Annotated in this window: 23 protein-coding genes and 1 tRNA gene; 5 read left to right on the forward strand and 19 right to left on the reverse strand. The window is 55.0% G+C overall.

Annotation, left to right across the window (positions count from 1 at the left end; all coding sequences use genetic code 11):
• Positions 1–138: 138 nt before the first annotated feature.
• The 4 genes from K0A93_09730 to K0A93_09745 all read left to right on the forward strand — a co-directional run bounded on the left by K0A93_09730 (position 139) and on the right by K0A93_09745 (position 4,964).
• The gene (locus K0A93_09730; GenBank protein ID MBW6512372.1) at positions 139–2,103 is read left to right on the forward strand and encodes a cache domain-containing protein; all 1,965 of its coding nucleotides are present in this window, start codon (positions 139–141) and stop codon (positions 2,101–2,103) included.
• Positions 2,100–3,473, forward strand: coding sequence for a sigma-54 dependent transcriptional regulator (locus K0A93_09735; protein ID MBW6512373.1), 1,374 nt, complete (start codon positions 2,100–2,102; stop codon positions 3,471–3,473). Before K0A93_09730 ends, K0A93_09735 begins: the two co-directional genes overlap by 4 nt.
• 216 nt (positions 3,474–3,689) lie before the next feature.
• Positions 3,690–4,466 (forward strand): hypothetical protein, encoded by a 777-nt coding sequence (locus K0A93_09740; protein MBW6512374.1) that lies wholly within the window; start codon positions 3,690–3,692, stop codon positions 4,464–4,466.
• Between the two features lie 120 nt (positions 4,467–4,586).
• Positions 4,587–4,964: a hypothetical protein gene (locus K0A93_09745; GenBank protein MBW6512375.1), complete on the forward strand. Its 378-nt coding sequence runs from the start codon at positions 4,587–4,589 to the stop codon at positions 4,962–4,964.
• A gap of 277 nt (positions 4,965–5,241) precedes the next feature.
• Here the strand turns inward: K0A93_09745 and K0A93_09750 are convergent, their stop codons facing one another.
• The 19 genes from K0A93_09750 to K0A93_09840 all read right to left on the reverse strand — a co-directional run bounded on the left by K0A93_09750 (position 5,242) and on the right by K0A93_09840 (position 26,261).
• Positions 5,242–5,397, reverse strand: a complete 156-nt coding sequence (locus K0A93_09750; protein MBW6512376.1) for a hypothetical protein — start codon at positions 5,395–5,397, stop codon at positions 5,242–5,244.
• Positions 5,398–5,584: 187 nt separating this feature from the next.
• On the reverse strand, positions 5,585–6,190 hold the full coding sequence (locus K0A93_09755) for a helix-hairpin-helix domain-containing protein (GenBank protein MBW6512377.1): 606 nt from the start codon (positions 6,188–6,190) through the stop codon (positions 5,585–5,587).
• A complete protein-coding gene (gene cimA, locus K0A93_09760; GenBank protein ID MBW6512378.1) occupies positions 6,141–7,715 on the reverse strand; it encodes a citramalate synthase in 1,575 nt (524 codons plus the stop codon). The genes K0A93_09755 and cimA overlap by 50 nt, the downstream gene beginning before the upstream one ends.
• A gap of 46 nt (positions 7,716–7,761) precedes the next feature.
• Entirely contained in the window at positions 7,762–8,991 is a 1,230-nt protein-coding gene (locus K0A93_09765; GenBank protein ID MBW6512379.1) for an aspartate kinase, read from the reverse strand.
• Between the two features lie 281 nt (positions 8,992–9,272).
• Positions 9,273–9,782, reverse strand: coding sequence for a tRNA (adenosine(37)-N6)-threonylcarbamoyltransferase complex ATPase subunit type 1 TsaE (tsaE, locus tag K0A93_09770; protein ID MBW6512380.1), 510 nt, complete (start codon positions 9,780–9,782; stop codon positions 9,273–9,275).
• Positions 9,783–9,787: 5 nt separating this feature from the next.
• Positions 9,788–10,231, reverse strand: a complete 444-nt coding sequence (locus K0A93_09775) for a CBS domain-containing protein (GenBank protein ID MBW6512381.1) — start codon at positions 10,229–10,231, stop codon at positions 9,788–9,790.
• Complete coding sequence (locus K0A93_09780) at positions 10,225–11,790, reverse strand: NAD(P)H-hydrate dehydratase (GenBank protein ID MBW6512382.1); 1,566 nt, start codon at positions 11,788–11,790, stop codon at positions 10,225–10,227. Before K0A93_09780 ends, K0A93_09775 begins: the two co-directional genes overlap by 7 nt.
• Positions 11,787–12,170: a holo-ACP synthase gene (gene acpS / locus K0A93_09785; protein MBW6512383.1), complete on the reverse strand. Its 384-nt coding sequence runs from the start codon at positions 12,168–12,170 to the stop codon at positions 11,787–11,789. The genes K0A93_09780 and acpS overlap by 4 nt, the downstream gene beginning before the upstream one ends.
• Before the next feature lies 1 nt (position 12,171).
• Positions 12,172–12,888 carry a pyridoxine 5'-phosphate synthase gene (locus K0A93_09790; GenBank protein MBW6512384.1) on the reverse strand — a complete coding sequence of 239 codons (717 nt, stop codon included), beginning with the start codon at positions 12,886–12,888 and terminating at the stop codon, positions 12,172–12,174.
• 3 nt (positions 12,889–12,891) lie between these two features.
• Positions 12,892–14,265, reverse strand: a complete 1,374-nt coding sequence (gene glmM, locus K0A93_09795; GenBank protein MBW6512385.1) for a phosphoglucosamine mutase — start codon at positions 14,263–14,265, stop codon at positions 12,892–12,894.
• Positions 14,262–14,948, reverse strand: a complete 687-nt coding sequence (locus K0A93_09800) for a YbbR-like domain-containing protein (GenBank protein MBW6512386.1) — start codon at positions 14,946–14,948, stop codon at positions 14,262–14,264. Before K0A93_09800 ends, glmM begins: the two co-directional genes overlap by 4 nt.
• Positions 14,949–14,960: 12 nt before the next feature.
• Positions 14,961–15,740, reverse strand: coding sequence for a diadenylate cyclase CdaA (gene cdaA / locus K0A93_09805; GenBank protein MBW6512387.1), 780 nt, complete (start codon positions 15,738–15,740; stop codon positions 14,961–14,963).
• 32 nt (positions 15,741–15,772) lie between these two features.
• A complete protein-coding gene (folP, locus tag K0A93_09810) occupies positions 15,773–16,984 on the reverse strand; it encodes a dihydropteroate synthase (protein ID MBW6512388.1) in 1,212 nt (403 codons plus the stop codon).
• A complete protein-coding gene (gene ftsH, locus K0A93_09815) occupies positions 16,984–18,921 on the reverse strand; it encodes an ATP-dependent zinc metalloprotease FtsH (GenBank protein ID MBW6512389.1) in 1,938 nt (645 codons plus the stop codon). Before ftsH ends, folP begins: the two co-directional genes overlap by 1 nt.
• A gap of 106 nt (positions 18,922–19,027) precedes the next feature.
• Positions 19,028–20,383, reverse strand: coding sequence for a tRNA lysidine(34) synthetase TilS (gene tilS, locus K0A93_09820; GenBank protein ID MBW6512390.1), 1,356 nt, complete (start codon positions 20,381–20,383; stop codon positions 19,028–19,030).
• A gap of 86 nt (positions 20,384–20,469) precedes the next feature.
• Positions 20,470–20,546, reverse strand: a tRNA-Met gene (locus K0A93_09825).
• A 182-nt stretch (positions 20,547–20,728) separates the two neighbouring features.
• Positions 20,729–22,438, reverse strand: coding sequence for a TIGR04190 family B12-binding domain/radical SAM domain protein (locus K0A93_09830; GenBank protein ID MBW6512391.1), 1,710 nt, complete (start codon positions 22,436–22,438; stop codon positions 20,729–20,731).
• A 57-nt stretch (positions 22,439–22,495) separates the two neighbouring features.
• Positions 22,496–25,153, reverse strand: coding sequence for a valine--tRNA ligase (locus tag K0A93_09835; GenBank protein ID MBW6512392.1), 2,658 nt, complete (start codon positions 25,151–25,153; stop codon positions 22,496–22,498).
• A 160-nt stretch (positions 25,154–25,313) separates the two neighbouring features.
• Complete coding sequence (locus K0A93_09840; protein MBW6512393.1) at positions 25,314–26,261, reverse strand: hypothetical protein; 948 nt, start codon at positions 26,259–26,261, stop codon at positions 25,314–25,316.
• On the opposite strand from K0A93_09840, the gene K0A93_09845 reads away from it, so the two are divergent.
• Positions 26,243–26,522, forward strand: a 280-nt coding sequence (locus K0A93_09845; GenBank protein ID MBW6512394.1) for a hypothetical protein, incomplete at its 3' end; no start/stop codon positions are given. The genes K0A93_09840 and K0A93_09845 overlap by 19 nt on opposite strands.

Genomic DNA, 26,522 nt, shown 5'->3' on the forward strand with positions numbered 1-26,522 from the left:
TGTCAGCTGAAACTACCGTATTCCACCGGGGAGGTCAAGATATGCCCCTGCTCGATTCATCGCTGGTTTTTGTTTCGCAATAATGCTAAAAATGGCACAGCTCGACGTAACGACGGATGAAGATGACGAGGATAGCGGATGGCGAATAGATTAAAAACCCGCATAGGCGGACTCAAGTTACGCTGGAAACTGCTCCTGGCCGTCTTGCCGATGGTCATTTTGCCAATCGTGATCACGGGCAGCCTGGTCGGCTACATCTCCGCCCGGCAGGCCTATCAGGGGATCACCGAACGCAGTGAAGCAGACCTCGACCACATGGCTGCCTTCAGTGCCGATCTGCTGGAGGCTCACCACCAGCAATTCCAGGTCTATCGCGCCGATAAACGGCGCAATTTCAGGCGCGACCTGAAAACCCTCACCGATGCCGCCTTTGAAATCGTCGAGACGGCCCAGCAGCAATTTGGTGAGGACAAGGGCCAACAGATTGCACAACAAAATGCCCGCAAGACGCTGCGCCGCATCAACGTCGGTGAAAGCGGCTACGTCTTTGTCCTCGACAGCAGCGGCCTGCTGCACCTGCACATTGCTCGTGAAGGGGACAACATCATCGATTCACGCGACGAGAATGGTCGTCTCTTTATTCGCGAGTTGATTGAAACCGCAAAGCAGGCGGGGCCGGACAAAGTCAATTTCATCACTTATCCGTGGAGCAGTAACCTGTCACCCGCTGACCATCCACGGCTGAAAATTGCCGCCTACCGTTATTTCCCGGCCTGGGACTGGATCATCGCGGTCAGCGGCTATCTCGATGAAACCTACGATGATCTTGCCTTTGAGGAACGCGCCTTCGCCAAACTGAAAGAGCAGATCAAGAGCAAGCAGGTCGGCAAAACCGGTTACATCTATGCCATGACCACCGACGGCACCTTTACCATCCATCCGGAAAATGAAGGCCAGAATTTCATCGATGCGCGTGACTCATCAGGAAATTATTTCATTCGCGAGATGTGTGAAAAGAAAAACGGCTGGATTCGCTACCCGTGGAAGAACGACTTTGACCCCCGCCCGCGGATGAAAATTGCTCGCTACCGTTATGTCGAAGCGCTGAACTGGATCGTGGCCGTCGGTTCCTACGAAGACGAGTTCTACGATGCCGCAAACCGCATCAAGGGGCGCAGTTTCATCAGCATGCTGATCCTGACCGTCCTCATGACCTGCCTCCTTGTGCCGCTGGTTATCTGGGCCACCCGGCTGCTGACGCGACCGGTCGCGCGCATGATGGAGGCGATTCGCCAGGTCAAGTCAGGCAACTTTGCCGTCCGTGTCTCTGCAACGCGCCGGGATGAACTAGGTGAAATGGCCCAGGCGTTCAATCGCATGATCGGTATGATCGACAACAACCGTGAAATCGAAATGAAACTGGCACACCAGGAAAAGATGGCTTCCCTCGGCGTCCTGTCGAGTGGCGTGGCACACGAAATCAACAACCCGCTGGGAGTGATTCTGGGCTATGCCGCTTATCTGGAAAACAAACTGGAGACCGATTCCCCTTACTACAACTACGTTCACGAAATCAAACGCGAAAGCAAGCGCTGTAAAAAAATCGTTCAGGATCTGCTCAGTTATGCCCGCATGCCTAAACCGACACTGCGTGAGGAGGATGTCAACGAACTCCTCCGCCAGATCGCAGCTTTCGCGGCCAATCATACCGAGTTGCACTCGGTTAATTTCAAGATCGATCTGGATGAAACGCTCCCCCCCCTGGCGATCGACGGTGATCTCTTCCGCCAGATCACGATCAACCTTATTCTTAACGCCGGTAACGCCATGGAAGGACACGGTCTGTTGACGATCCGCACCAGTCGCGAAGAGCAGACGCTGCTGCTTGAGGTCAGCGACACCGGATGCGGGATTCCAGCGGAGCATCTGGACAATATCTTCGAGCCCTTTTTCACCACGCGCGAACAGGGGACGGGGCTCGGTCTGGCGATCACCAAACAAATTGTCGACATGCATCACGGATCGATTGAAGTCAGCAGTACTCCCGGAAAAGGGACGACGTTTCGGATCAGGCTGCCGCTGAATCAGGAGGAATCTTTGTGACTGGAAAACGCATTCTGTTAATCGACAACGAGGAGGGGTTGTGCCGGATGATGACCGCAATCCTCGAAGATCAACGCTATGAGGTTACGGCTTTTACTGACCCGGTCGCAGCCATGCGGCGCTTCTCCCCTGCCGACTGGGATGTCGTCGTGACCGACATCAAAATGCCGGGGATGGACGGGCTTGAGGTTCTGCAGCACGTCAAGGACAAGGCACCGTTGCTCCCGGTGATTATCATTACCGCGTTTGCCACCGTGGACATGTCGATTCAGGCGCTGCGCAAGGGTGCCTATGACATGCTGACCAAACCGTTTGAGCCTGACGAGCTGCTTTACCGCGTCAAAAACGCGCTGAAAACCAACGAATTACTGGTTGAAAACCACCATCTGCACCAGGAATTGACCGGTCGTTTCAAATTTGATCGCATTATCGGCAATTCGACAGCGTTGCGCGAGCTGCTGCTCAAGGTCGAAAAGATCGCCGTTCGCGACACATCGGTATTGATTACCGGCGAATCGGGGAGTGGCAAGGAACTGATTGCCCAGGCGATTCATTATAATTCGACGCGGCACGACAAGCGGTTTGTCGCCATCAATTGCGGCGCGCTCCCTGAATCGGTTCTTGAAAGTGAGCTGTTCGGCTCACGCAAGGGCGCTTTTACCGGGTCCACGGAAAATCGCAAGGGGCTTCTCGAAGAAGCTGATGGTGGCACCCTGTTTCTCGACGAAGTAGGCAACCTGCCGCTGACTGTCCAGAAAACCTTGCTGCGTTTTCTGCAGGAACAGGAGTTTATGCGCATCGGCGACACCAGGCCGACCCGCGTCGATGTGCGTCTGATCACCGCAACCAATGCGGATCTGAGTGAAGACGTCAGTCGCGGGACGTTTCGCGAGGACCTTTTCTATCGCATCAATGTCATCAAACTCCGCTTGCCGCCGCTACGCGAACGGCGCGAGGATATCCCGGTACTGGTCACCCATTTCATCCGTACCTGCAACGAAAAATTCGCCACAACCTTTCAAGGCATTACTCCCGAAGCGCTGCGTGTGCTGACCACGCATGACTGGCCGGGGAACATCCGTCAACTGGCGAATGTCATTGAAGCCTGTCTGACGATTGAAACGGAATCGCATATCAGCCTCTCCACCTTGAATCAGATCATGGAAATACCGCATGAACAGGGTGAACCCATCAGCAGTGGTGCCGGTTACACCTCGTCACTGGCACGTTTTGAGATTGACTACCTCTGCGGGCTGTTACGTCACACTGAAGGGAACGTTGAAGAAGCCGCCAAACTCGCCGGAATGAATATGGCGACCATTTATCGTAAAATGAAGAAATACGGAATTACCAAGGAATCGGTCACCTGATTCCCTTTTCGCGGATGCGCAAATCGTATTGCCCAATGATTTGCGCATCCGCGAAAAGAGCTCTGCCCGCGCCTTCCGCAACTTTTTACCTCTGCAATATAACTCACCGATATTACATCAAAAATATTTTCAGCATGACGTCAGCGATTCTGGAACAGCCTTTGCTCAATAGGGTGCTGACAGCAGATATTAACTTCACTGAAAACGGAGTGCGTGATGACGAAAAAATCCAGTCACTGTCCATTCTACGGCGTTGATGAAGACATTTGTGATGTTGGTTGCGGTTATATCTCTCCGTCCGATGTATCGCGTATCGTTACCCTTTGCTTCGGGTGTCACACCGCCTGTAATAAATATGACGAATTACTCGATCGCAACAATGTTTCACGGCGCGGACATTTCCCACCACCAGCAGCAAATGAAAAAACCGGCCACCATGAAGATACCGGCTTTACCCGCCATAGCATGCTCGGTTTCGGCAGTGTTACCCTGGCCATCGGCCTGATGTTACTCAATGTTGCACCGCCTTTCTGGCCGTGGTTGCTTCTTCTCGGCCTCGGTGCGGCCACCACCCTGACGATTCAGGGGTTCCGGGGGCGCAGTGGCAACCTGGCACTGGTCGCCGCCCTGCAAGTTCCGGCAGCAATTTTCTTTCTGACCATTATAAGCCTGCTGGCACTCCCCAGATATAACTTGCTGTCCCCCCCCTCGCCAACCGCTGCAATCGTCTTTTGCATCCTCTGGATCATTTACGCTATTCTCGCGCATTCTTATCTGCAACGGACAGGGGTCCCGGCATACGGTCTGCCGGCAACGATCATCCTCTGTGCCCTTGGCACACTGCTGTTTATCATCAATCCAGCGTCCACACCAACAATTACAACAGGAATTGGACTGGCCGTGGTCGGGGGTATCTATCTGGCAACCGCACTTGCTGACAATGTCGTCACATTGCGTCCCGCCAGCAAAGTCCTGCTCAAAACCCGGCTGTAATTTATCCGCCGCCTGCCCGGTGGATCGTGGCTTGACAGTTTAGCGGCAAACAGTTAGATTAAAGATGACGTTACGACGCATGAGTCACTGTCAAAACAACCAAACGGAGATTGGACCAAGGTGGGAATCAGTCGTCAAATGACACTTCTGGGATTCTGCGGAATGGGCCTTTATGGGTTGCTGTTGAGCCAGGGGCACGTTTCTCCCGAGCTTTTGCCGCAGTTTTCCATTACCGCCCTGCTGTTTTGTTTTTCGGGACGTATTATGGAAAAACTTTCTGTGCCTACGGAAAAAAGCGAGGTTGCCGAGGGTGATCAGGATCGGATTAACGATTCAGACTGGTTGCACCTGACCAACATCATTAACTGGATTTTCGCGCTTGCCCTGGTTTATGCTTTGGTTATCTTTGTACTCATGCCCACCGGTATGTCTTCCGCCGAGATGTTTGACTACTTCTTCGGCTCTTCAGAAAAACTCAAATTTGGTCCGGCACCCTGATTGCCACAATTCAATTCTTTTTTGCGAGTGCATCAAACTTGATGCACTCGCAAAAACTCATGGGATGGCTAAGCAAAAATTTTGTCCTACAAGGCCTGGTGGTTTTTCAGGGGCGAAGGCCTACATCAGGTAGGTCGAGGTCCTGAAAAACCGGCGTAACGCAGTAGGGCGGACTTTTTGCGACGCCATCAAACTTTAGACGAAAAATTCAAAAAAGGCCGGACATCACTGTCCGGCCTTTTTAAATAATCCTCAGTATGGGCTTTCTGGAGGCTGATTATACCAGAAAACGGCCCTGACTCCGGGAACGATTAACAAGGATTGTCTGATCGATCACTTCACCGCACGAAGGGCAACGCCAGGCATCGTAGGTACGCACAAAGTCATAAAATTTTTCAGCATACATCTTGCCTTTACATCTGGGACATTTCATAACGTAATCCCCTTTCCAGAATAACTGACAATTAAAACAACTCTCTCCGTCTCTCCGTCTCACTGTATGTTCAGAGATGATTACACTTGTCGTGCCAACCGCTCGTGCCTTTACCCTGAAAATATAATATTTTTAGTCATAATTATAAATATCCGTTTAATATCATATAGTTACAAAAACTTACCGGTTATCGAAAATATTCTTTCCAGCGAGCGATCAGTGCGTTGCCGACCCCTTTTACACGATTCAGTCCCTCAATTGAAACAAAATCGCCATTTTTATGGCGGTCAAGGATGATCCGTGTGGCCATTTTTTCTCCAATCCCTGGCAATTGTTCCCAATCTTCCTTTTTCATGCGATCCGGATGCAGTGGTATGCCCAGCGACATGCGCTGAGCGGCAGGCATCCATTCAACCTTAAAACCGGCAACTCCACCGTTTTTAATGACGACGGACAAGGTTTGTCCGTTCTGTAAACGGGTTGAATCAGCGATATTTCCTCCCGCTCCCTGATCGACAGCCATGCCCGCCATTTTCATGACGTCTTGTGCGGTGGTTTCGTCATTATATTGGCGAACGATCCGTTCGCGAAAACCGTCACCATGTGCGATCCAGATTTTATGATCGACGGAGATTGGAACGGCCGGGAACACACGTGAATCACGAAGTGTTGCCCGGCCGAAAGTTAAGGAATAAAGGATAAGAGCGACAACGGCCAGCAACAGGGGGCCGCGAGAGGTTGTTTTAATCGTTTTGATCGTTTTGATCCTTGACCAGTTTGTAGAGCAGGGCATCGACCAAAGCTCGATATGACGCGTCGATAATGTTATCACTGACACCAACAGTCCCCCACCGCGTGAGGCTGTCACCGGATTCAATCAACACACGAGTCATCGACGCAGTGCCCTCTCCGGCCGGGAGAACGCGGACTTTGTAATCAAACAGCTTGATCTCTTTGATTTGCGGATAAAAACCCTCCAGCGCCTTGCGCAAGGCATTATCGAGAGCATTGACCGGTCCGCGACCCTCCGCAGCTGTATGCTCAATCTTGCCGCCGACCTTAACCTGCACCGTCGCCTCGGAAAAGGGTTTGGCATCGCCACTGCGCTGGCTGTCAATGACGCGAAAACCAAGGACCGTAAAATATTGACGCACCGTCCCCAACGCTTTGCGCATCAGCAATTCAAACGAGGCCTCGGCACCCTCAAACTGATAGCCCCGATTCTCCATCTCCTTGATCTCTTCAAGCAATTCAAGGGTCAGCGGATCCTTGCTGTCAATGTCGATATTAAACTCTTCGGCCTTGGCAAGAATATTGGCGCGCCCGGAAAGATCGGATACCAGCACGCGAGTCACGTTCCCGACATACTCGGGGCGAATATGCTCGTAGGTTTCAGGATGCCGCTGGATGGCCGAGACGTGCACGCCGCCTTTATGGGCGAAAGCCGAATTGCCGACGTAGGGTTGATGTTTGTTCGGAACCAGATTGGCCAGTTCATAGACATAACGGGAAACGATACGCAGGGTGTGCAATTGTTTGTCGGTGACACAATCCTTCTTCATCTTCAGTTTGAGCGCAGGGATGATGGAACAAAGATCAGCATTGCCGCAACGCTCACCGAACCCGTTGATCGTCCCCTGAACATGAACAATGCCGTTTTCGACGGCCACCAGCGCGTTGGCCACGGCACATTCCCCGTCATTGTGGGTGTGAATGCCGAGCGGTGTCGAGATCCTGCCCTTGACTGCCTGGATAATGGCAGCGACCTCGAACGGCATCGTCCCGCCGTTGGTATCGCACAGGACAATACAATCGACCCCTGCCTCGCGTGCGGCATCCAGAGTCTTCAATGCATAATCGGGATTCGCCTTATAACCATCAAAAAAGTGTTCGGCATCATAGATAACTTCACCGACGTGTTCTTTGAGATAAGCGAGCGAGTCATTGATAAGATCAAGATTTTCATCCAGACTGATCCGCAATGCTTCGCGAACATGAAAATCCCAGGTCTTGCCGAAAATTGTGACAACATCGGGGCGGGCTTCGATCAACGTCTGGATATTATTGTCTTCCGCGGGAGTGACCCTGGCCCGCCGGGTCGATCCGAAAGCAGCAATCTTCGCCTGATGCAGGGTGATATCCTTGATATCTTTAAAAAATGCAATATCTTTTGGATTTGAACCAGGCCAGCCTCCCTCAATATAGTGAATACCCAATTCATCCAGTTTCTGGGCAATCCGCACCTTGTCTATTACCTGAAAGGAGATATCCTCAGCCTGTGTTCCGTCACGTAGTGTTGTATCGTATAAACGAATCATTCCTGCCCCCGTTTTAAATCCATTGCACACGATTATCCGGTCGACCTTATTCCTCGGTTGCCTCTTTGGCCAAACCGAAAACATCGTGCAGTACACGTAGCGCCAATTCTGAATATTTAGAATCAATGACACAGGAAACCTTGATTTCACTCGTCGAGATCATCTGAATATTGATTCCTTCGGCAGAAAGGGTCTGGAACATTTTGCTGGCCACGCCCGAATGTGAGCGCATGCCGACACCAACGATCGAGACTTTCGAAATCTGTTCGTCGCTGACCACCCCGCCAGCCTTGATAATACCCGCCGCCTCATTGACAATCTTCAACGCCTTCTTGTAGTCAGTTTTGGGCACAGTAAACGTCAGATCGGTGAACCCCTCGTGCGACACGTTCTGAATAATCATGTCGACCGTAATATTTGCCGCGGAAAGTGGCGAAAAGAGCTTCGCGGCAATCCCCGGTTTATCTGGAACCCGGATCACCGAAATTTTTGCTTCATCCTTATTGTAAGTAATTCCTGAAACCAGTACAGTTTCCATATCGGCATCCTCCTTCATCACCAGAGTTCCGGGGTTATCGTTGAAACTCGATCGAACGTGGATCACCACGTTATATTTCTTGGCAAATTCGACACTACGGATCTGGAGAATTTTTGCGCCCAGTGACGCCATCTCCAGCATCTCGTCGTACGAAATTTTGTTGACCTTCGATGCTTCGGGAACAATCCGCGGATCGGTCGTGTAGACACCATCGACGTCGGTGTAGATTTCACACACATCCGCCTTGAGTGCCGCCGCGACGGCCACCGCGGAGGTATCGGAACCACCCCGTCCGAGCGTGGTGATACTGCCGTGGCGGTCAATCCCCTGAAAACCGGCAACGATAATAATCGTCCCGTTCTTGATATCTTCGCGGATGTTCTTGTCACCGATCTCCTCAATTCGTGCTTTACTGTACGCACTGTCGGTGTAAATCGGAATCTGGTGCCCGAGATAACTTTTTGCGTTGTAACCCATTGACTGGAGGCACATGGCCAGCAGCGCGATAGTTACCTGTTCGCCGGTTGCAACGAGAACGTCATACTCGCGCTCACTCGGAAACTCACACATCTCGTTGGCGAGTGCCACCAGTTTGTTGGTTTCACCGGACATCGCCGAAACAATAACAACGACATCATTCCCGTCGTCATAGGTGCGGCCGATGCGTCGTGCAACATTGCGAATGCGCTCCACATCACCGACCGACGTACCACCATATTTTTGTACGACTAAAGCCATAGAACTGTGTCCTCCCAAGCAGCTTACGGACTATACGGGCCGAAGCGAAAATTTGGATATTTGAGAACAGATTTTAGCTCTTTTGAGGTGCATAGCCGTAGCTATGAACCAAAAAGGAGCTGAAATATGAGCCAAACAGCCGGGTATGCAGCCGGCTCATGGATAGTCCGACAGGCTGCTAGTGCTTTACCGCATCATGCGGACGAATCTGGATCATGCCCAGAGTTTGATTAAATAGCAGGATTACCCGCTGCGGTCAAAACATTTTTCCAGCGTTTGTCTTAACTCTGATCAACAGCAACTTTCCACGCGGCAAAGAGTCGCGACAGCAATGCCTCGGCATCCACTCCGCAGGCCCGACAAACGATTTCACGGCGAGAGGCGGCAACTATTTTCAGCTCAATATGTACCCCCGCGCGCGCACCGCCCGCGTACCCGGCACAGGTGTCGAAACGATCCGCCCATTCGACCAGAGAAATGCCGCCATCCTCAATAAATTCATCGCCGCCGAGATCATCAAGCTCGTCAGGATGGGACAAACGATAGTAATCGAAATGATACAGGGGCAAACGTCCCTGATAAAGATTCATCAGCGTGTAACTGGGGCTAACGACCGGCTCATCAGCTGGAACCCCAAGTCCCGCTGCGACCCCCTGAGCGAAACAGGTTTTTCCGGCGCCAAGCGGGCCACTCAGCCAGATCGTCAGGGACTTGTCCAGCTGTTCGCCGAGCCTCCGGGCAAAAGCCCGGGTCTCCTCCGGAGAAGCGGTAATCACCACCCGTGAAGACACCGCGGTTACTCCATGGAACGAATAATATCGAGACGCCCGACCACCCCGACCACCCGCTCGTTCTCCACGACCGGAACCAGATGTGCAGCCTTGCCCGCCATCAGGGCCGCTATTTCACTCACCGGAGTTGCCGGGGTACAGGTCGGCACATCGACGCGACAGATATCACGTACCGTCCGGGCGGACATCTTGCGTACTTCTTCGCGAAACGTCTTGTCACTTTCGAGGTAGATAACCCAATCGAAAATCGAAATCACCGTCGGGATATGCAACGGCTGATCACGCTCGACCAGATCGTTCTGTGAAACCTGCCCGTACAGCTTCCCGTTTTCGATCACCGGGAGTGCGTTAACGCGCGTCTCAACGAAAATTTTCGCCAGTTTTTCAATCGTTGTTTCAGGTGTCACCGAGTGAACATCCCGGGTCATTATATCTTTGGCCGTCAACATGTCTGACTCCTTATCAGTCGCAGTTCCCGCCAGGCGGCAGGAAGTTCATTCAGCAGTTCGGTTGCGGTCATTCCGACGTCACCGTGGCGCGTAGCCCAGTGATCAGCCGCAGCCCCATGCAGATAGCTGCCGAGCACAGCAGCATCATCAACAGTCAATCCCTGTGCCAGAAGCGCCCCGATCAACCCGGTCAGGACGTCGCCGCTCCCCCCCGTCGCCAGCAGCGGATTACCACTGGAGTTAATCCTGATGCGCCCGTCAGGAAGAGCAATAATGGTTCGCGCGCCCTTGAGGAGCAGCACGACCCTGTACTCCATCGCGAATTCTCGTGCACAATTGATCCGTTCCGCTTCCACCGCAGCGACACCACAGCCGAGAAGGCGCGCCATCTCCCCCGGGTGCGGAGTCAGAATTGTCCTCGCGCGAGGACGTTCCTTCAGCACGTGACAGTGCCCCGCCAGCGCGTTCAGGCCGTCGGCGTCAACCACCAGCGGCAGCGACGATTCCCCAACGATGCGCCGGACCAGGCGGACTGTCTGCCCAGATATCCCCAACCCCGGACCAATTGCCAATGCTGATTTATTGTCCAGCAGGGCGTTCACAGAAGCCAACGCATCCTCACCGAGGCACCCGTCATGATCGGGCAAGGCGACGGTCATCGCCTCGGTCAACTTGATTTCCATGATATCGTGAACGGCTGCCGAACAAGCCAGGGTAACCAGCCCCGCACCGCCCCGCACCGCCGCAGCGGCAGTCAGCGTCGCGGCTCCTGTCTTGCCGGGCGAACCAGCCAACGCCAGCAGGTGGCCGAATGTTCCTTTGTGGCCATTCACGGGGCGCAACGGCAACAGCCGCGCTGCTTCGGCGGCTTCAATCAACCAATGGCTATCACCGGTTGAGGCACTTAAGGTCGCCGGGATACCGATATCTACAATTTTCAGCTCACCACAACAGGAAAACCCGGGACTAACGGCATGCCCGACCTTGGCTGCGGCGAAGGTCACGGTCAAGTCGGCATGTGCCGCGCGGCCAAGGATCGCGCCGCTCGTGGCATCGACCCCCGAAGGGATGTCGACTGCAACCAGCGGTGCGCGCTGCGCCCCCAGCCAATCGATGGCAACGGCATAGCGTCCACTTACCGGGTTGGCCAGACCGGTTCCTAGTAGGGCATCAACCAGAATCACGCCGGAATGCGCCGCGAGGGCGGAGCTCAATTGCTCATCAGTTGTCACCGCAGTGACCGTAGCGCCACAACGTTGCAGAATATCGAGATTGAGCCCGGCAGCGCCGCCAATTGCCGCAGGTGCATCAAGGACAATCGTCTGCACCTGCCAGCCACGGTTCAATAACCAGCGAGCAATAACAAACCCGTCTCCGCCGTTGTTTCCCTTCCCCGCGAGGATCAACACCGGACCGGGAAAGAGATCTGCATAACGTTCAGCCAGTAGTTCCGCCGCGCCGCGCCCGGCACTTTCCATCAGTACCGCACCGGGGATGCCGATTTCTTCCATCGCCCGACGATCAAGCTCACGCATTTCCACGGCGGTTAGCAGCTTCATACCATCTCCACCGTCACCATCGCCACCGCATATTCACGTTCATGACTGTAACTCAACTGGACGTTGCCCAGCTTGCGCTCAGCAAGAATTTCTGCGGCCCGGCCGCCAAAAAACAATGACGGCTTGCCAAGGGCATCGTTACGCACCTCAATATCGCGCCACTGAACCCCTTCGCGCAGGCCAAGACCAAGGGCTTTAAGGAAGGCCTCTTTCGCCGCAAAGCGTGCCGACAGGTGCGTCGCAGGATCTTTCTTTCCTAAAGCGTAGGCCCGTTCATCCGTGGTAAAAATGCGCTCAATGATGCCGGTTTTTCCCATTTTGAGAAATTCCCGAAAGCGTTCGACCCGGACAATGTCAGTGCCTATCCCGGCGATAGCCATATCAGCACCGCACCAGTGTTGCCATCTCCCGCACCGCGCGGTCCAGCCCGACCAGTAGCGCACGAGAGATAATGGCATGACCGATATTGTACTCTTCTACGCCGCCAAGAGCGACCACCTGCTGGACATTCCGGTAGTTCAGACCGTGCCCGGCGTTCACCACCAAGGCTGACTCGTGACCGTAGCTAATCGCCTGACGTATTTTTTCCAGTTCAATGGCCCGCCGCGCCTCGGTCGGGGCATCACAATAGGTGCCGGTGTGGATCTCGACAGCATTGCCGCCCACCTCCCGTGACGCCTTGATCTGCGCGGCATCTGGATCGACAAAGAGGCTGACAACAATCCCCGCCTGACCCAGGCGGGCAATGTAAGGACGCAGCTGGGCTGCCTTCCCGATGACATCCAGACCGCCTTCAGTCGTCAATTCCTGACGTTTTTCCGGCACCAGTGTCACCTGGTCAGGAAGCAACCGCTCGGCGATAGCCACCATTTCGTCAGTCGCCGCCATCTCCAGGTTGAGACGCGTCTGCACCGTCGCGCGCAAAATTTCAACATCACGATCCTGGATGTGCCGCCGGTCCTCGCGCAGGTGAACGGTAATCCCGTCCGCTCCGGCCAGTTCCGCAAGGAGTGCCGCAGTAACCGGATCAGGCTCGATCGTTCCCCGTGCCTGACGAACTGTGGCAATATGATCAACATTGACCCCCAGCTTCGCCATCTGTTATGTCCCTTCCCGATGCCCGCCAAGATGCTGCACAACGGCGACAGCGATATCATTCGCCAGCTCTTCAATCCGGTGCTGTTGCGGCCCTTCGAGCATGATCCGTAACAGTGGCTCGGTTCCCGAGTAGCGGATCAGCACCCGGCCATTCTTGCCAAGTTCCGCTTCGACCGCTTTGATCACCCGGGAAACTTCCGGAACATCCCCAAGATCTTTGCGCTCCGCGACTCTGATATTGAGCAGAATCTGCGGCAAAGCGGTCATGACCTGCGCCAGTTCTGACAAGCGTTTACCCGAGCGCTGAATGATCGCCAGCACCTGCAACGCCGAAAGCGTGCCGTCACCGGTGGTATTATGATCGAGAAAAATCATATGTCCTGATTGCTCGCCGCCCAGGCTGTAACCGCCATGACGCATCGCTTCGACGACATAACGGTCACCGACCGCCGTCCGGATCATTTTGCCACCGGCTTTGCGCATGGCGATATCCAGCCCCATATTGCTCATCACAGTCGAGACCAGTGTCTTGCGCGCCAATGCCCCCCGTTCAAGCAGATCGGTTGCACAAATTGCCATGATATGATCCCCATCAACTTCTCGGCCATGCTCGTCTACGAAAATCACCCGGTCGGCATCACCATCCAGGGCAATCCCGAGATCGGCGTGATGCTCACGCACCGCTGCGGCCACAACTTCGGGGTAGAGCGATCCACAACCGGCGTTAATATTCATCCCATCCGGGGTCACCCCGATGGTGATCACCTCGGCACCCAACTCGCGCAGCACTGCGGGAGCAACTTTGTAGGCCGCGCCATGGGCACAATCAAGGACGATTTTTAAACCGTTAAGATCGAGATGTTTAGGGAAAGTGTGCTTCAAAAAAACGATATAGCGGCCAACGGCATCGTCAAGACGTACGGCTTTGCCGACTTCAGCAGCGGTCGGACGCAGTGCGTCAAGGCGGCTGTCGTCGAGCAATGATTCGATCTCGATTTCGAGTGCATCCGGCAGCTTGAACCCATTATTTGAGAAAAACTTAATGCCGTTATCCTGGTAGAGATTGTGCGAAGCGGAGATCACCACGCCGGCATCTGCCCGTAGTGATGCAGTCAGAAAAGCAATCCCCGGAGTCGGCAGGGGACCAACCAGAATCACATCGACCCCCATTGAACAAATTCCCGATGCCAATGCGTTCTCGATCATATACCCCGAAAGCCGGGTATCTTTGCCGATGACAATCCGGTGCCGCCGAGCATTGTGTTTTTTAAAAATATGCGCCGCCGCGCGCCCGAGTTGCATAGCTATCTCGGTTGTCATTGGATAGGTGTTGGCAACCCCGCGAACCCCATCGGTTCCAAACAGTTTCTTCGTCATTCCCCGTGCTTCTCCTCCTGTGCAGATGGCGGGCCATCGGTATCGACAATGATCGCAACTTTCACCTGAATATTCTGCTTTTGTGAAAAAGAAACGTATTGCCCAAGCGGAATCAAGGCGACAGAAGTCTCAACATCCGCCATTGCACCGTCAATCTCAACCGGATCAGTGACCGCCTCATTGATCTTTTTTAGTTCACTTTTCGCACCTTCAATTTCTACCTGTGCCGGGTTCGGATAAACTCCACCAATGTTTGCCACAGCCGGCAGTTCACCCTTTAAAATAACGCGAACCGGAATGATTTTTTTCTGGATCGCCTCCAGCCTGACATCAATCACCGGGGGAGACAACCGCGTCACCTTCAATGCCGTAGGCAGATTCAACTGTTCCTCAAGACGCTTAAACGAGGTCACTCCCGCTTTCAGTCCGGTGAGATCGACGGACAGCCTGACCTCAGACGGCTTCAGATTCATCAGCAGCGTTCGTGGACCACTGATCCGCACATCGATGGTGCTCGGCACATCATTGGCAATCATCAGCCCCTTGGGTATATTCCGCAATTGCAATGAAGCAGAATAACCCTGTTCCAGCCGTTGCTCACCCATAACAAAAAACCACAGAATTACCGCGAAAGTTAACGACAACAGTTTTAAGAACCAGTTTTCCATGATGATCTTGACCATCGTCGTGCCACCCTATGCTTTATTATGCCGCGGTTCAAACAGTCGCGCCAGAACCTTGCGCAGCGTCGGGCCATCGAGATTACGCGTCAATCGCCCGCCAACACTCACCGAGATCTTGCCCGTCTCCTCCGAAACCACAATCGCAACCGCATCGACCAGTTCGGTCAACCCCAGTGCGGCACGGTGTCGCGTACCGAGAGCCTTGCTGATCCCCGGCTCCTGACTGAGCGGAAGGAAACATCCGGCGCGTGTCATCCGCCCCTGTTGAATCACCAGCGCACCGTCATGAATCGGGGAATTCGGTAAAAAGATCGAAGAAATAATCTCTCCCGAAACCTGGGCATCAAGCTCCACCCCGACTTCCAGAAAATCCTTGAGACCGGTCTCGCGTTCAATCACGATCAGCGCGCCAATCCGTCGCCCGGAGAGAAACAGACAGGCCTTGGCCAACTCATCCAGAACCGCGCCCTCCTCCTTGTAGCTGAGATCGGCAAAAAACGGATTACGCCCCACATGGATCAGCGCACGACGAATGTCGCTTTGAAAAATAACAATAATGACCAGGATAATTGATGAAAGGAAGTTATCGAGAATCCAGCGCAACGTGTAGAGCCCGACAACTTGCGCAGTGACATAGACACCGAGAATGACCGCCAGACCGAGCAGCATTTGCACTGCGCGGGTTCCTTTGATCAATAAAATAATACGATAGATGATAAACGCAACGAGAGCGATATCGACCAGGTCGAGGACCCAACGGAAATGATTTGAGATGTCGAAAAGTGCGCTCATTACATACCATTAAAAATTCAGGGTTTATGCGTTTATGGACGTTGTCCGGAGACAACCGCCCAGGCGGTCAGCGCCGCCTCACGTGAGGCCCGCACATCGTGGACACGCAGCAACCGAACTCCGGCAGCGACGGCCAAAGCCACTGTCGCCAGGGAACCATACAAACGCTGCACGGGATCATCCTCGCCGAGGATGGTGCCGATGAAACTTTTGCGCGACGTTCCGAGCAACAGCGGACGCCCGAGGCTGTGCAATTCATCAAGGTGGCGCAACAGTTCCAGATTACCGGCGACATCCTTGCCAAAACCGATCCCCGGATCGACGGCAATCCGCTCCACTTGTACCCCGGCGGCCAGGGCGCGGGACAGGCTGTCGCGCAGCCCACTGATCACCTGTCCAAGCAGGTCCGGGTATTTCGTGTCGTGCTGCATGGTCTCGGGTCGACCGCGCGTGTGCATCAGGATCAGTCCGGCCGAACTCGCGGCAACCACCTTGGCCATCTGCGCATCGAACTGCAATCCGCTGATATCGTTGACGAATTCAACCCCTGCGGTCGTGGCCGCTACCGCTACGCCACTTTTGCTGGTATCGATCGACAACGGCAGAGCAAACTCGGCATGGAGCGCTTCGATTATCGGGATGACCCGATCAAGTTCTTCTTCGACCGACACGGCCAGGGCACCGGGGCGCGTACTCTCGCCGCCGACATCAATCAGGTCCGCCCCCTCGGCGACCATTTCACCGGCACGCATCAGCGCCGCATCGACCCGGTTGTAACGGCCACCATCGGAAAAGGAATCGGGCGTTGCGTTCAAAATGCCCATGATTCGTGGCCGGGAGAGGTCAAGTTCGACCGTCCGCCCGCGCAACAATGTCGCCGGTTTGTCCAGCCACGCCAGCAACTGAATCAGCTCCTGACCAAGATCCGCCAGGCCAAACGGCTGAACGCCGAGCCGCCGGGCCAACAGTTCCAACTGCTTGAGGGTCCCGATCAGAATAACATCTGTCGTCGGCAGGGAACAAGCAACAGTGCCGCGCGCCACAGCAGTATCGCCGCCAAGTGCCAGCATCTCCTGCTTGAGGATATTGGCCGCCCGACACGGCACCCGGTCGATCTTCACCAGCCGCAAAAGCATTTTCGCCGTCATCCGCTCAATGCCGACAGGATCGACGCCGAGCGTCTTCAGTTCATCTCGCGCTGCGGCGTCGTCGGCAACCTTCAGCAAACGGGTGGCGAACGTCATCAGGCCGGCGGATCCTCCGGATCATCCTGCTGCTCTTCCGGTGCATTCGTTGTCTGCGCACCGCTTTGATCAGCGTCTGCCGCAGGTGCCGATTTTTTTTGCGTCGCCGCCGGTGCAACCGGGGCAACATAAACTTCGACCGGAGGGAGCGTCTCTCCCTCGACCAGCGCATTGACTTCAGCCCCGTCGAGGTTTTCACGCTCCAGCAGCGCATCGGCAACGCGAAGCAGCCCTTCGCGATTGTCGGTGAGAATTTTCTTGGTGCGGTCATACGCCTGTTGGACGATGGCGCGGATTTCGGTATCGATCTCGATCGCCGTGGCTTCACTGTAATTCTTGGTATGCGCCATATCACGTCCAAGAAAAATTTCGCCTTGTTTTTCACCGAAGGCCAACGGTCCCAACGTGTCGCTCATCCCCCACTCACAAACCATGCGCCGGGCAACGATCGTTGCCCGCTCAATATCGTTACTGGCTCCAGTGGTGATACTGCCAAGCAACAGATCCTCGGCAATCCGACCGCCCAGCAAGGTGCAGATATGTGCCTGCAACCCTTCCTTGCTCTGATTGTATTTTTCCTCGCGCGGCAGATACATGGTGATCCCCATGGCGCGCCCGCGCGGAATGATCGATACCTTGTGCACCGGATCAGCATCGGGCAGGAAGAGCGCAACAACCGCGTGCCCGGCCTCGTGATAGGCGGTTACTTTCTTTTCATCTTCGGTAATCACCATCGAGCGCCGCTCGGCACCCATCATCACCTTGTCCTTGGCCGCTTCAAGATCTTCCATATCGACCGTCTGCTTATCGGCCCGCGCTGCCAAAAGTGCGCCCTCGTTGACCAGATTGGCCAGATCGGCACCGGAAAAACCTGGTGTTCCCTTGGCAATAACCTCCAGATTGACATTCTCGGACAGCGGCACCTTGCGGGCATGTACCGTAAGAATTTTGAACCGTCCCCTGATGTCGGGATGCGGAACCACCACCTGCCGGTCAAAACGACCGGGACGCAGCAGGGCGGGATCAAGCACGTCGGGGCGGTTGGTCGCAGCAATCAGAATAACCCCCTCATTCGACTCGAAACCATCCATCTCGACCAGTAACTGGTTGAGGGTCTGTTCGCGCTCGTCGTGTCCACCGCCGAGACCCGCCCCGCGGTGCCGACCAACCGCATCGATTTCGTCGATAAAAATGATGCACGGCGCATTTTTTTTCCCCTGTACAAAGAGATCGCGCACCCGGCTGGCACCGACTCCGACGAACATTTCGACGAAATCGGAACCGGAAATTGAGAAGAACGGAGCCCCTGCTTCGCCGGCAATGGCCCGCGCCAGCAAGGTCTTGCCGGTCCCCGGCGCGCCCACCAGCAACACCCCTTTGGGGATGCGTCCACCGAGGCGGGAAAACTTCTTCGGATCCCTGAGAAACGAAACGACCTCTTCGAGTTCGTCCTTGGCTTCATCGATCCCGGCAACATCATCAAACGTCACCCGCGCCGACGTCTCATTGAGCAGTTTCGCCCGGCTCTTGCCGAAGCTCATCGCCTTGCCGCCACCCGACTGCATCTGCCGCATGAAGAAAATCCATACGCCGATCAGCAACAGGATCGGTCCCCAGGAAACCAGCAGGGTAAACCAGAAACTGCGATCCTCATCCGCGCGGGCCTGAATCACCACGCCACGTCCGCGCAGTTCAGTAATCAGGTTCGGATCATTCGGCACAAACGTCTTGAATGCGGTGTCGTCCTGATAATGACCCTCGATATTCTGACCCTGAATCGTAATATCCCTGACGCTGCCCGACTCGACTTCGGCCATGAAAGTTGTATAGGTTATCGGCTTCTGCCCCTGATCGCGCTGGGTCATCATATTGAAAAGCATGATCATGACCAGTGAGATCACCAGCCAAAGCGCAATATTCTTGTAAAATTGGTTCACTTTTCCCCCTGTGGTAGGTTATTTTCATGTCGCACGGAATGATGCATGTCATGACGCATTAAACCTTTTGAACTTACCATAATTATTCACCCGCGACAAGAATCAATCACGGCAAAGCTGGCTCAAAAGCAACCCTCAGCACCGGTACTTCACTCGGTGTCGGCCAATGGCTGTCACAACGTCTTAAACCGGGAATCCAAAGGATGTCCTCCCCGACCAGCAGCGGCCACGACCGGCGCCGTTCGCGTTCAATCTTTGCGTCGATAAACAGTTCTTTCAACTTACGGCTTCCCGCTCCGCCTGCCGGTTGCAAACGGTCGCCGGGTTGGAACGAACGGATCGTCAACGGAAAAGACAGCGTCGCAGCAGAAAACTCAACCGCCAGGGGATCTTCTCCTTGCGGCGGTCCGTAACTGAAAACCAGTCTGTCCCCCTGTGGAAGATCGATGATTCCCGGCCCGGCCACGATCACGCTGAACGGTTGACACGACGGCGCAGCCGTCCGTAACCATAATTCGCTGTAACGACGTGCCGCCCATACTCCGGGCAGATCGAGTTCCGCCTGACTGCTGCCGTGCAAAAGCCGCTCAAGTGCAGCGATCTGCGGTGCCGCCAGGGTCATCACCGACCCGCGAACCACCCCCAGAGCATGACGCAACACGCGTCGACGCACCCCCCGGTGAAGTGCTTGCAGACCGGCGACAGAAAGGCGCAGACCGTCGCGGGAATCGGTCAGCAAGCGATCAAAGTGCTTTGCAACCACCCCCGACCAGAAGTCTTCCTCGACCGCCAGACGCTCCGCCAGCGCGACCAGATGTCTATCGATGCGGGGATTAAATTCACGCAATTGGGGCAGCAACTGGTGGCGAATCCGGTTACGGGTGAAAGTGATATCGCGATTGCTGACATCCTCACACCAGTTGAGATGATGTTCAGCCGCATACCCTTCGATATCCGCTCGGGTAACCCTTAATAGCGGGCGGATGCAGGCCCCGTGGTGGAGGCGCATTCCGGCCAGACCACTGGCACTGCTCCCGCGCAGCAGCCGATGCAGAACTGTTTCAGCCTGGTCATCGGCATGATGCCCCAAGGCAATGACCTGACAATTATGTTGCCGCGCAACCCGGCACAAAAAATCGCGCCGCGCCTGGCGCCCGGCCTCTTCCAGCCCCGTTCTCTGTGCGGCGGCAAGTGCCGGGACATCAATCCGTTCAGTTGTCAGCTGGACAGCGAGACGGTCACACAGGTCGATAACGAACGCGGTATCTTCCGCACTGTTCCTGCGTATAGCATGATCCAGATGGGCAGCGTGGAGCGTAACAGGGAGGCGCGGAGCAAGGGCATGCAACAGATGCAGCAGGACGACCGAATCAATCCCGCCGGAAACGGCAACCAGAACGGCATCCCCGGAATCCACCAGATGCTCGCCAAGCAAAAGATCATACACGGTTTCCTGTATCATAGCGCAACCAGTTCTCGCGGCAGATTTACTTACAGGATTAAAACGACGAAAGCCCTCAACCGTCGCCGGAGAGGGCTTTCGCAAGATGGTGGCGGTGCAGAGATTTGAACTCCGGACACTGCGGATATGAGCCGCATGCTCTAACCAACTGAGCTACACCGCCGAAAACGATCTGCAACCTCCCTCCGCCGGGAGGCAGTCTTTCTTTCGTAATATCGGGGGGTTGTCATCTATCTCAGGCGACCTTTCCCCGATCGGGGCTCTTATATATCCCAACCCGACAAAGGTTGTCAAGGGGAAAACCGGCGCAACTCCCGCGAGCGCTCAATTTTTCGATTGTTCAGCTTAACCGCGAAATAACAGCGCACGCAGAATCCCCAGCCATTTAAAATTGTTTACATGTCGCCGCCAGAACAGCTCGCGCTTGTCACACACCGTCGACACGCTGAAATCATGAATTTCGCCACGCAGCAGTTCAAGTTCATGTGGATCAAGGGCCATGCCACTGTCGCTACAGTGGCGCAGCCGGGTTTCAAGCTCTGCAGCTTGACGAATACGCGCAGCGACCGCCTGTCCACGCCCCTTGTTGATGCGCCCGTAACGCAATTTCAGTGCATTGAGGGCAGCAGCAGCGGTGTAGGTGACATCAACCAGTTCATCACGTGACATGGCGGTTGTCTCATAATTGAGAATGCTCCGCCAGGACGGCTGCACCAGCAATGCGCGATGCTCTTCGAGAGTCCGGGCAAAGAGCGTGTAACCGAATTTTTCGGGATTTTCAAAGCATTGACTGCCGGGATCGGCAAAGGGACCCATCGGCGAGATAAAACAGGACAGACGTGGATCGGAAGCGGCAAAGAGCTGTTCACAATAGTCGATGGTTTCCATCACTGAGCGCTGTGTCTGTTCGGGAAGACCGATCATAAAGAACACATCGAGGCGATGACAGCGCAATTTCAGTGCTGCGGCGATCACCCTTTCCATCTCGGCATTGGTATAAAAGAATTTCTCGTTCTGCACCTTGCGAAGCGCCTCGCAATGACTCTCCGGGGACAGCTCCAGACTCCAGTTGGCAACGTTTTGGTCAATCGCCTGAAGACAGCTGAGCGCTGGCATGGCAAAAAACTCGAAGATAATCTCATTGTTGATCGTTACTTTCCCCAGCCGCGTCAAAGTCTCCAGCGCATAATCCTCTCCCGCCTGATACAGATCGCCGACGAGAAAAATCGGGCCCTTCGAGATGCGCGCGATATCGACAATATTTTTCACCAGATTTTCAGGACTGCGAAAGGTCGGTTCGTGGCGGGCGTTGATGCGTCGGTTGGCTTGCTGGGAACCCCCGCAGGTAAGGCACTCGTGGGCGCACCCCTTGACGGTAAAGACCGCTGTGATCGGGTTCTGCCACCAGCCGTTAAAAGGGAGAACACTTTGCAGGTCACGATAACGCAACACCATCCTGATCATCTGCACCGGATTGAGATCGACCGGTTCGGGGGGGTGGGGAGTGGTGCTTAACGGATTGACCTGTACCTTGCCAGCGACCTTCCAGGTCAGATTCGGCACCCCGGTCGGTGTTTCTCCTGCCCTGAGCTTCGTCAGTAAAGCATAGAGCTGCGCTTCGATCGCATCACCACGCAAAACGTAATCGACCGCCGGATACTGAATGAGTTCTTCGTGAAAATAGCTTGACGAAAGTCCGCCGAAAATAATCGGCACATCGGGGTGGCACTCCCTGGCCAATTTTGCGATTTCAATCGAGCCGTGAGCGTGAGGGAGCCAATGCAGGTCGATGCCGATGGCGTGCGGTTTGAGCCGGGAAAGAAAGGTGCGCACATCGAAATCAAGATCATTCATCATGCGCAAGGCCAGATTGACAATACGCACCTTGAAGCCGCGCGCTTCAAGGTAACTGGTCATGGTGAGGAACCCGAGGGGGTACATCTCAAAGACCGGAGAGGAGGGGATCAGATCACTGATCGGACCATACATGATCGACTTTTGCCTGAAATCATAGACGCTGGGCGGATGAAGCAGGAGCAGGTCGATTTGTGCCATGGATCCTCCGGGTTAACGGCGAATACCAGGGGCGGGAGGTGACGCCCGCCCCTGCTATTAACAGAGGGCCTGCATTCGTTGCAGACTTTCATCGAGAATCTTCAGCTTTTCTTCCGCCGCCAGTAATTTGCTGCGATCTTTATCCAGGACTTCCGCCGGAGCATTGGCAACAAACTTCTCGTTCGAGAGCTTTTTACTGAACAGATCAACGTCTTTCTGCACCTTCGAAATTTCTTTTTCGAGACGTTTGATTTCCTCGGCGACATCGACCAGCCCGGCCAGTGGCAAGAGGACTTCGACATCGCCCACCACCTGTGTTGCGGCCTTCTCCGGTCGAGCAACTGCAACGCCACAGGTCAGTTCGCCGACTCGCGCCAGCGGGGTGAGGTAAGCGGCATTTTCATTGATGATCGCCGCCACCTCCGCCGTTTTGCAATCGAGAATCGCGACGATCTGTTTGCCCGGCGGGACGTCCATTTCGCCGCGAATATTGCGAATCGCCTTGACCACTCCCATGACAATTTCCATCCGCTTTTCACCTGCGGCATCAATCGGGAAATCGTCCCCTTGAGGGTAACCTGCCTGCATAATTGAGGCACAGGGACGTTCCCCCGGCAACGTTTGCCAGATTTCCTCGGTGATAAACGGCATAACCGGGTGCAGCAGGCGCAGCAACTGCTCAAGGACGGTATAAAGAACGCCCTGCACCCGTTCTTTGGCAACGCCGTCGTCACCATAGAGGTCCCCTTTGACCAACTCAATATACCAGTCACAGAAATTGTGCCAGGTAAAGGCGTAGAGGAGACTGGCGACTTCGTTGAATTTGTACGCCGCCAGTGCCGCAGCAACCTCTTTGGCGGTCGCGGCCAGCCGCGCCAGAATCCAGCGGTCAGCGGGGGACAGATCGTCACGCTGCACGTCGATGGTCGCCGGGTCGAAATCCTCCAGATTCATCAGGCTGAACCGCGCGGCGTTCCACAGTTTGTTGGCAAATGCTTTATAACCACCAATCCGCTCGGTCGAGAGTTTGATATCCCGCCCCATCGCTGCAAATGCGGTCAGCGTAAAGCGAAAGGCGTCGGCACCGTATTCGTCGATGATCAACAGCGGGTCGATGACGTTGCCTTTGCTTTTCGACATCTTCTGCCCCTGCGCATCACGGACCAGCGCATGGATATAGACATCCTTGAACGGCACTTCGCCCATGAATTTGCACCCCAGCATCATCATGCGCGCCACCCAAAAGAAGAGGATATCGAAACCGGTGACAAGGCAGGAGGTCGGATAGAATTTCTGGAGTGTTGCGGTATTTTCCGGCCACCCCATGGTTGAAAACGGCCACAGCGCTGAAGAAAACCAGGTGTCAAGAACATCCGTTTCCTGGCGGATGTTGGTTGAACCGCAGTGAGCACAGCGGGTGGCATCCTCACGGCTGACGGTGATCGCGTCGCAATCGTTGCAGAACCACGCCGGGATCCGATGCCCCCACCAGATCTGGCGACTGATGCACCAGTCCTGGATATTGAACATCCACTCGTAATAGGTCTTCTCCCACTGCGCCGGAATAATGCGCGTGTCACCGTCCTGCACCGCCTTGATCGCCACCTCAGCAAGCGGTTTGACCGCCACATACCACTGCTTGCTCATGAACGGCTCAATGACAGTCCGGCAGCGATAACATTCACCGACGGCGTTGGCATAATCATCGATCTTTTCAAGCAAATGAAGATTTTCGAGGTCGGCGACCACGTTGGCCCGCGCCTCGTAACGCTCCTGCCCGCAATAGGGGCCGCCATTTGCGTTGATCACCCCCGACTCATCGAGGATCGTGATAAATTCCAGATCATGGCGCTTGCCGATCTCGAAGTCGTTAAAATCATGTGCCGGGGTGATCTTTACCGCACCGGAGCCGAAGTCCATATCGACGTATGCGTCGGCAATGATCGGGATGGCGCGATTGACCAGCGGCAACAGTACGGTTTTGCCGATCAGCTCGGCATAGCGCTCATCTGCTGGATTGACCGCTACGGCACTGTCACCGAGCATTGTTTCCGGACGCGTGGTGGCCACCACCAGAGTGCGGTCTGTCCCCTGTACCGGATAACGCAAGTGCCAGAGGTGCCCTTTTTTATCCTCGTGTTCGACTTCAAGATCAGAGAGTGCCGTGTGACAACGCGGACACCAGTTGATCAGCCGATTATCGCGATAGATCAACCCCTCTTCGTGCAGCTTGACAAAAACCTCACGCACCGCCGTCGACAAACCATCATCCATGGTGAAACGTTCGCGCTGCCAGTCACATGAGGCGCCAAGGCGTTTGAGCTGATTGATGATCTGTCCGCCCGACTCCGTACGCCATTGCCAGACCCGCTCGACAAATTTTTCACGCCCGAGACAATGGCGATCCATCCCCTCTGCGGCCAGCTGTTTTTCGACCACGTTCTGGGTGGCAATCCCGGCATGATCGGTGCCGGGCATCCACAGCACTTCGTGCCCGGTCATCCGCTTCCAGCGGACCAGAATGTCTTGCAATGTATTGTTGAGCGCGTGCCCCATGTGCAGCACACCGGTGACATTGGGGGGGGGGATAACAATGGCGTAGGGAGGTCGCGAAGAATTCTCATCGGCGTGAAACACCCCCTGCTCTTCCCAAATAGTGTACCACTTTCGCTCGACATCCCGGGGGTCGTAGCCTTTCGGCAGTTTGGCTTCCATGACAAAAAGATCCTTTTAAATTATGGTTAAATCACTCTTGTGTAGCGCTGAAACACGGCGTGACCCGCCCGCAAAGAACGTGCAAAAAGGGAAAAGGGGATTGTAACAATCCCCTTTTCCCTCGTCAATATACAACACAGCCTGACGCGCAGTGATGAAGTCAGGCTTCCGCCGTCTCACGCAGTTTACGAATTTCGTCCTTGATCAAGCTTTCGGCCAGGTCAGGAACCACCTCCCAGGCAATTTTTTCGAGGATTGTTCCTGCCAGATGTTCGATCACCCGCCCCGCAACCTTCTCGATAAGTACTTCCAGCTGCTCCTCGCCAATGGCGGCAATCTGTTCTTCAGCTGCGGTTGTCGCAACGTTGGCCGGTGCTGACGGCGGGGCAATCGGTTCGCTTATGGTTTCATCGCTATCGAAGCTGAAAACTTGCTCACCTTCGGGTGTCGCTGCATAGACCTCTTCTTCATCTGCGGCCGTGCCAAGATCAAAATTACCCCAGACATCGACCTCGGTGCCCTCAGCCGCGACCGCTTCAGCGGCAGGGTCGGCGACCCCGCCAAAGTCACTGACCGGTTCATCATCGACCACCATTCCCCAATCGTCCGCGACGACAATGGTGTCAGCCGGTTCATCGGCAGCTGCATCAGCAAAGCTGAATTCAGCTTCGCCTTCAGGCACAGTGGGCAGAGGTTCTGTTTCGATCGACGTCTCATCAACACCGAAATCACCCCAGGGATCGTGCGCAGCGGGCGAGGTTGCCTCAGCTACAGCAACATCCTCAAGTTCGTCGAGTTCTTCTATTTCAAGAATATCGCTTTCGTCCAGAGCCATAACTTCTTCTTCAGCTTCGCTGCCGAAGCCATCCAGCGCTGCTGTCACGGGAGCTGGAGCCACCGCGACCGGTTCAACCGGAGCACTCTCTTCGCCACCGGAATCAAGGGCAAAATCACCCCAGTCGTCAGCAATGGCTTCGCCCTCACCCGCTTCGCTGTCAAACGACACGTCGCCCCAGAGATCATCAGCGGGAGACTCCTCCTGCACCGCAGTCTCACCCCAGCCCCCTTCGACCGGAGGTTCGGGGGCAGTTGGTTCAGAGGCAGCCATATCCCCCCACAGATCATCTTCTTCAGCAACAGGAGCTGGAGCAACAGGAGCTGGAGCAACAGGAGCTGGAGCAACAGGAGCTGGAGCAACAGGAGCTGGAGCAACAGGAGCTGGAGCAACAGGAGCCGGAGCAACAGGAGCCGGAGCAACAGGAGCCGGAGCAACAGGAGCCGGAGCAACAGGAGCCGGAGCAACAGGAGCCGGAGCAACAGGAGCCGGAGCCACAGGAGCCGGAGCAACAGGAGCTGGAGCAACAGGAGC

The sequence above is a fragment of the Desulfuromonadaceae bacterium genome, from assembly GCA_019429445.1.
GTDB lineage: Bacteria > Desulfobacterota > Desulfuromonadia > Desulfuromonadales > JAHYIW01 > JAHYIW01.

Coding starts and splice junctions, on each gene's coding strand:
- K0A93_09730 (MBW6512372.1), top strand. CDS start 139: ATGGCGAATAGATTAAAAACCCGCATAGGCGGACTCAAGTTACGCTGG.
- K0A93_09740 (MBW6512374.1), top strand. CDS start 3,690: ATGACGAAAAAATCCAGTCACTGTCCATTCTACGGCGTTGATGAAGAC.
- K0A93_09750 (MBW6512376.1), bottom strand. CDS start 5,397: ATGAAATGTCCCAGATGTAAAGGCAAGATGTATGCTGAAAAATTTTAT.
- K0A93_09755 (MBW6512377.1), bottom strand. CDS start 6,190: ATGCCCTGCTCTACAAACTGGTCAAGGATCAAAACGATCAAAACGATT.
- cimA (MBW6512378.1), bottom strand. CDS start 7,715: ATGATTCGTTTATACGATACAACACTACGTGACGGAACACAGGCTGAG.
- K0A93_09765 (MBW6512379.1), bottom strand. CDS start 8,991: ATGGCTTTAGTCGTACAAAAATATGGTGGTACGTCGGTCGGTGATGTG.
- K0A93_09775 (MBW6512381.1), bottom strand. CDS start 10,231: ATGTTGACGGCCAAAGATATAATGACCCGGGATGTTCACTCGGTGACA.
- K0A93_09780 (MBW6512382.1), bottom strand. CDS start 11,790: ATGAAGCTGCTAACCGCCGTGGAAATGCGTGAGCTTGATCGTCGGGCG.
- acpS (MBW6512383.1), bottom strand. CDS start 12,170: ATGGCTATCGCCGGGATAGGCACTGACATTGTCCGGGTCGAACGCTTT.
- K0A93_09790 (MBW6512384.1), bottom strand. CDS start 12,888: ATGGCGAAGCTGGGGGTCAATGTTGATCATATTGCCACAGTTCGTCAG.
- glmM (MBW6512385.1), bottom strand. CDS start 14,265: ATGACGAAGAAACTGTTTGGAACCGATGGGGTTCGCGGGGTTGCCAAC.
- K0A93_09800 (MBW6512386.1), bottom strand. CDS start 14,948: ATGGTCAAGATCATCATGGAAAACTGGTTCTTAAAACTGTTGTCGTTA.
- cdaA (MBW6512387.1), bottom strand. CDS start 15,740: ATGAGCGCACTTTTCGACATCTCAAATCATTTCCGTTGGGTCCTCGAC.
- folP (MBW6512388.1), bottom strand. CDS start 16,984: ATGACGTTCGCCACCCGTTTGCTGAAGGTTGCCGACGACGCCGCAGCG.
- tilS (MBW6512390.1), bottom strand. CDS start 20,383: ATGATACAGGAAACCGTGTATGATCTTTTGCTTGGCGAGCATCTGGTG.
- K0A93_09830 (MBW6512391.1), bottom strand. CDS start 22,438: ATGGCACAAATCGACCTGCTCCTGCTTCATCCGCCCAGCGTCTATGAT.
- K0A93_09835 (MBW6512392.1), bottom strand. CDS start 25,153: ATGGAAGCCAAACTGCCGAAAGGCTACGACCCCCGGGATGTCGAGCGA.
- K0A93_09840 (MBW6512393.1), bottom strand. CDS start 26,261: ATGGCTGCCTCTGAACCAACTGCCCCCGAACCTCCGGTCGAAGGGGGC.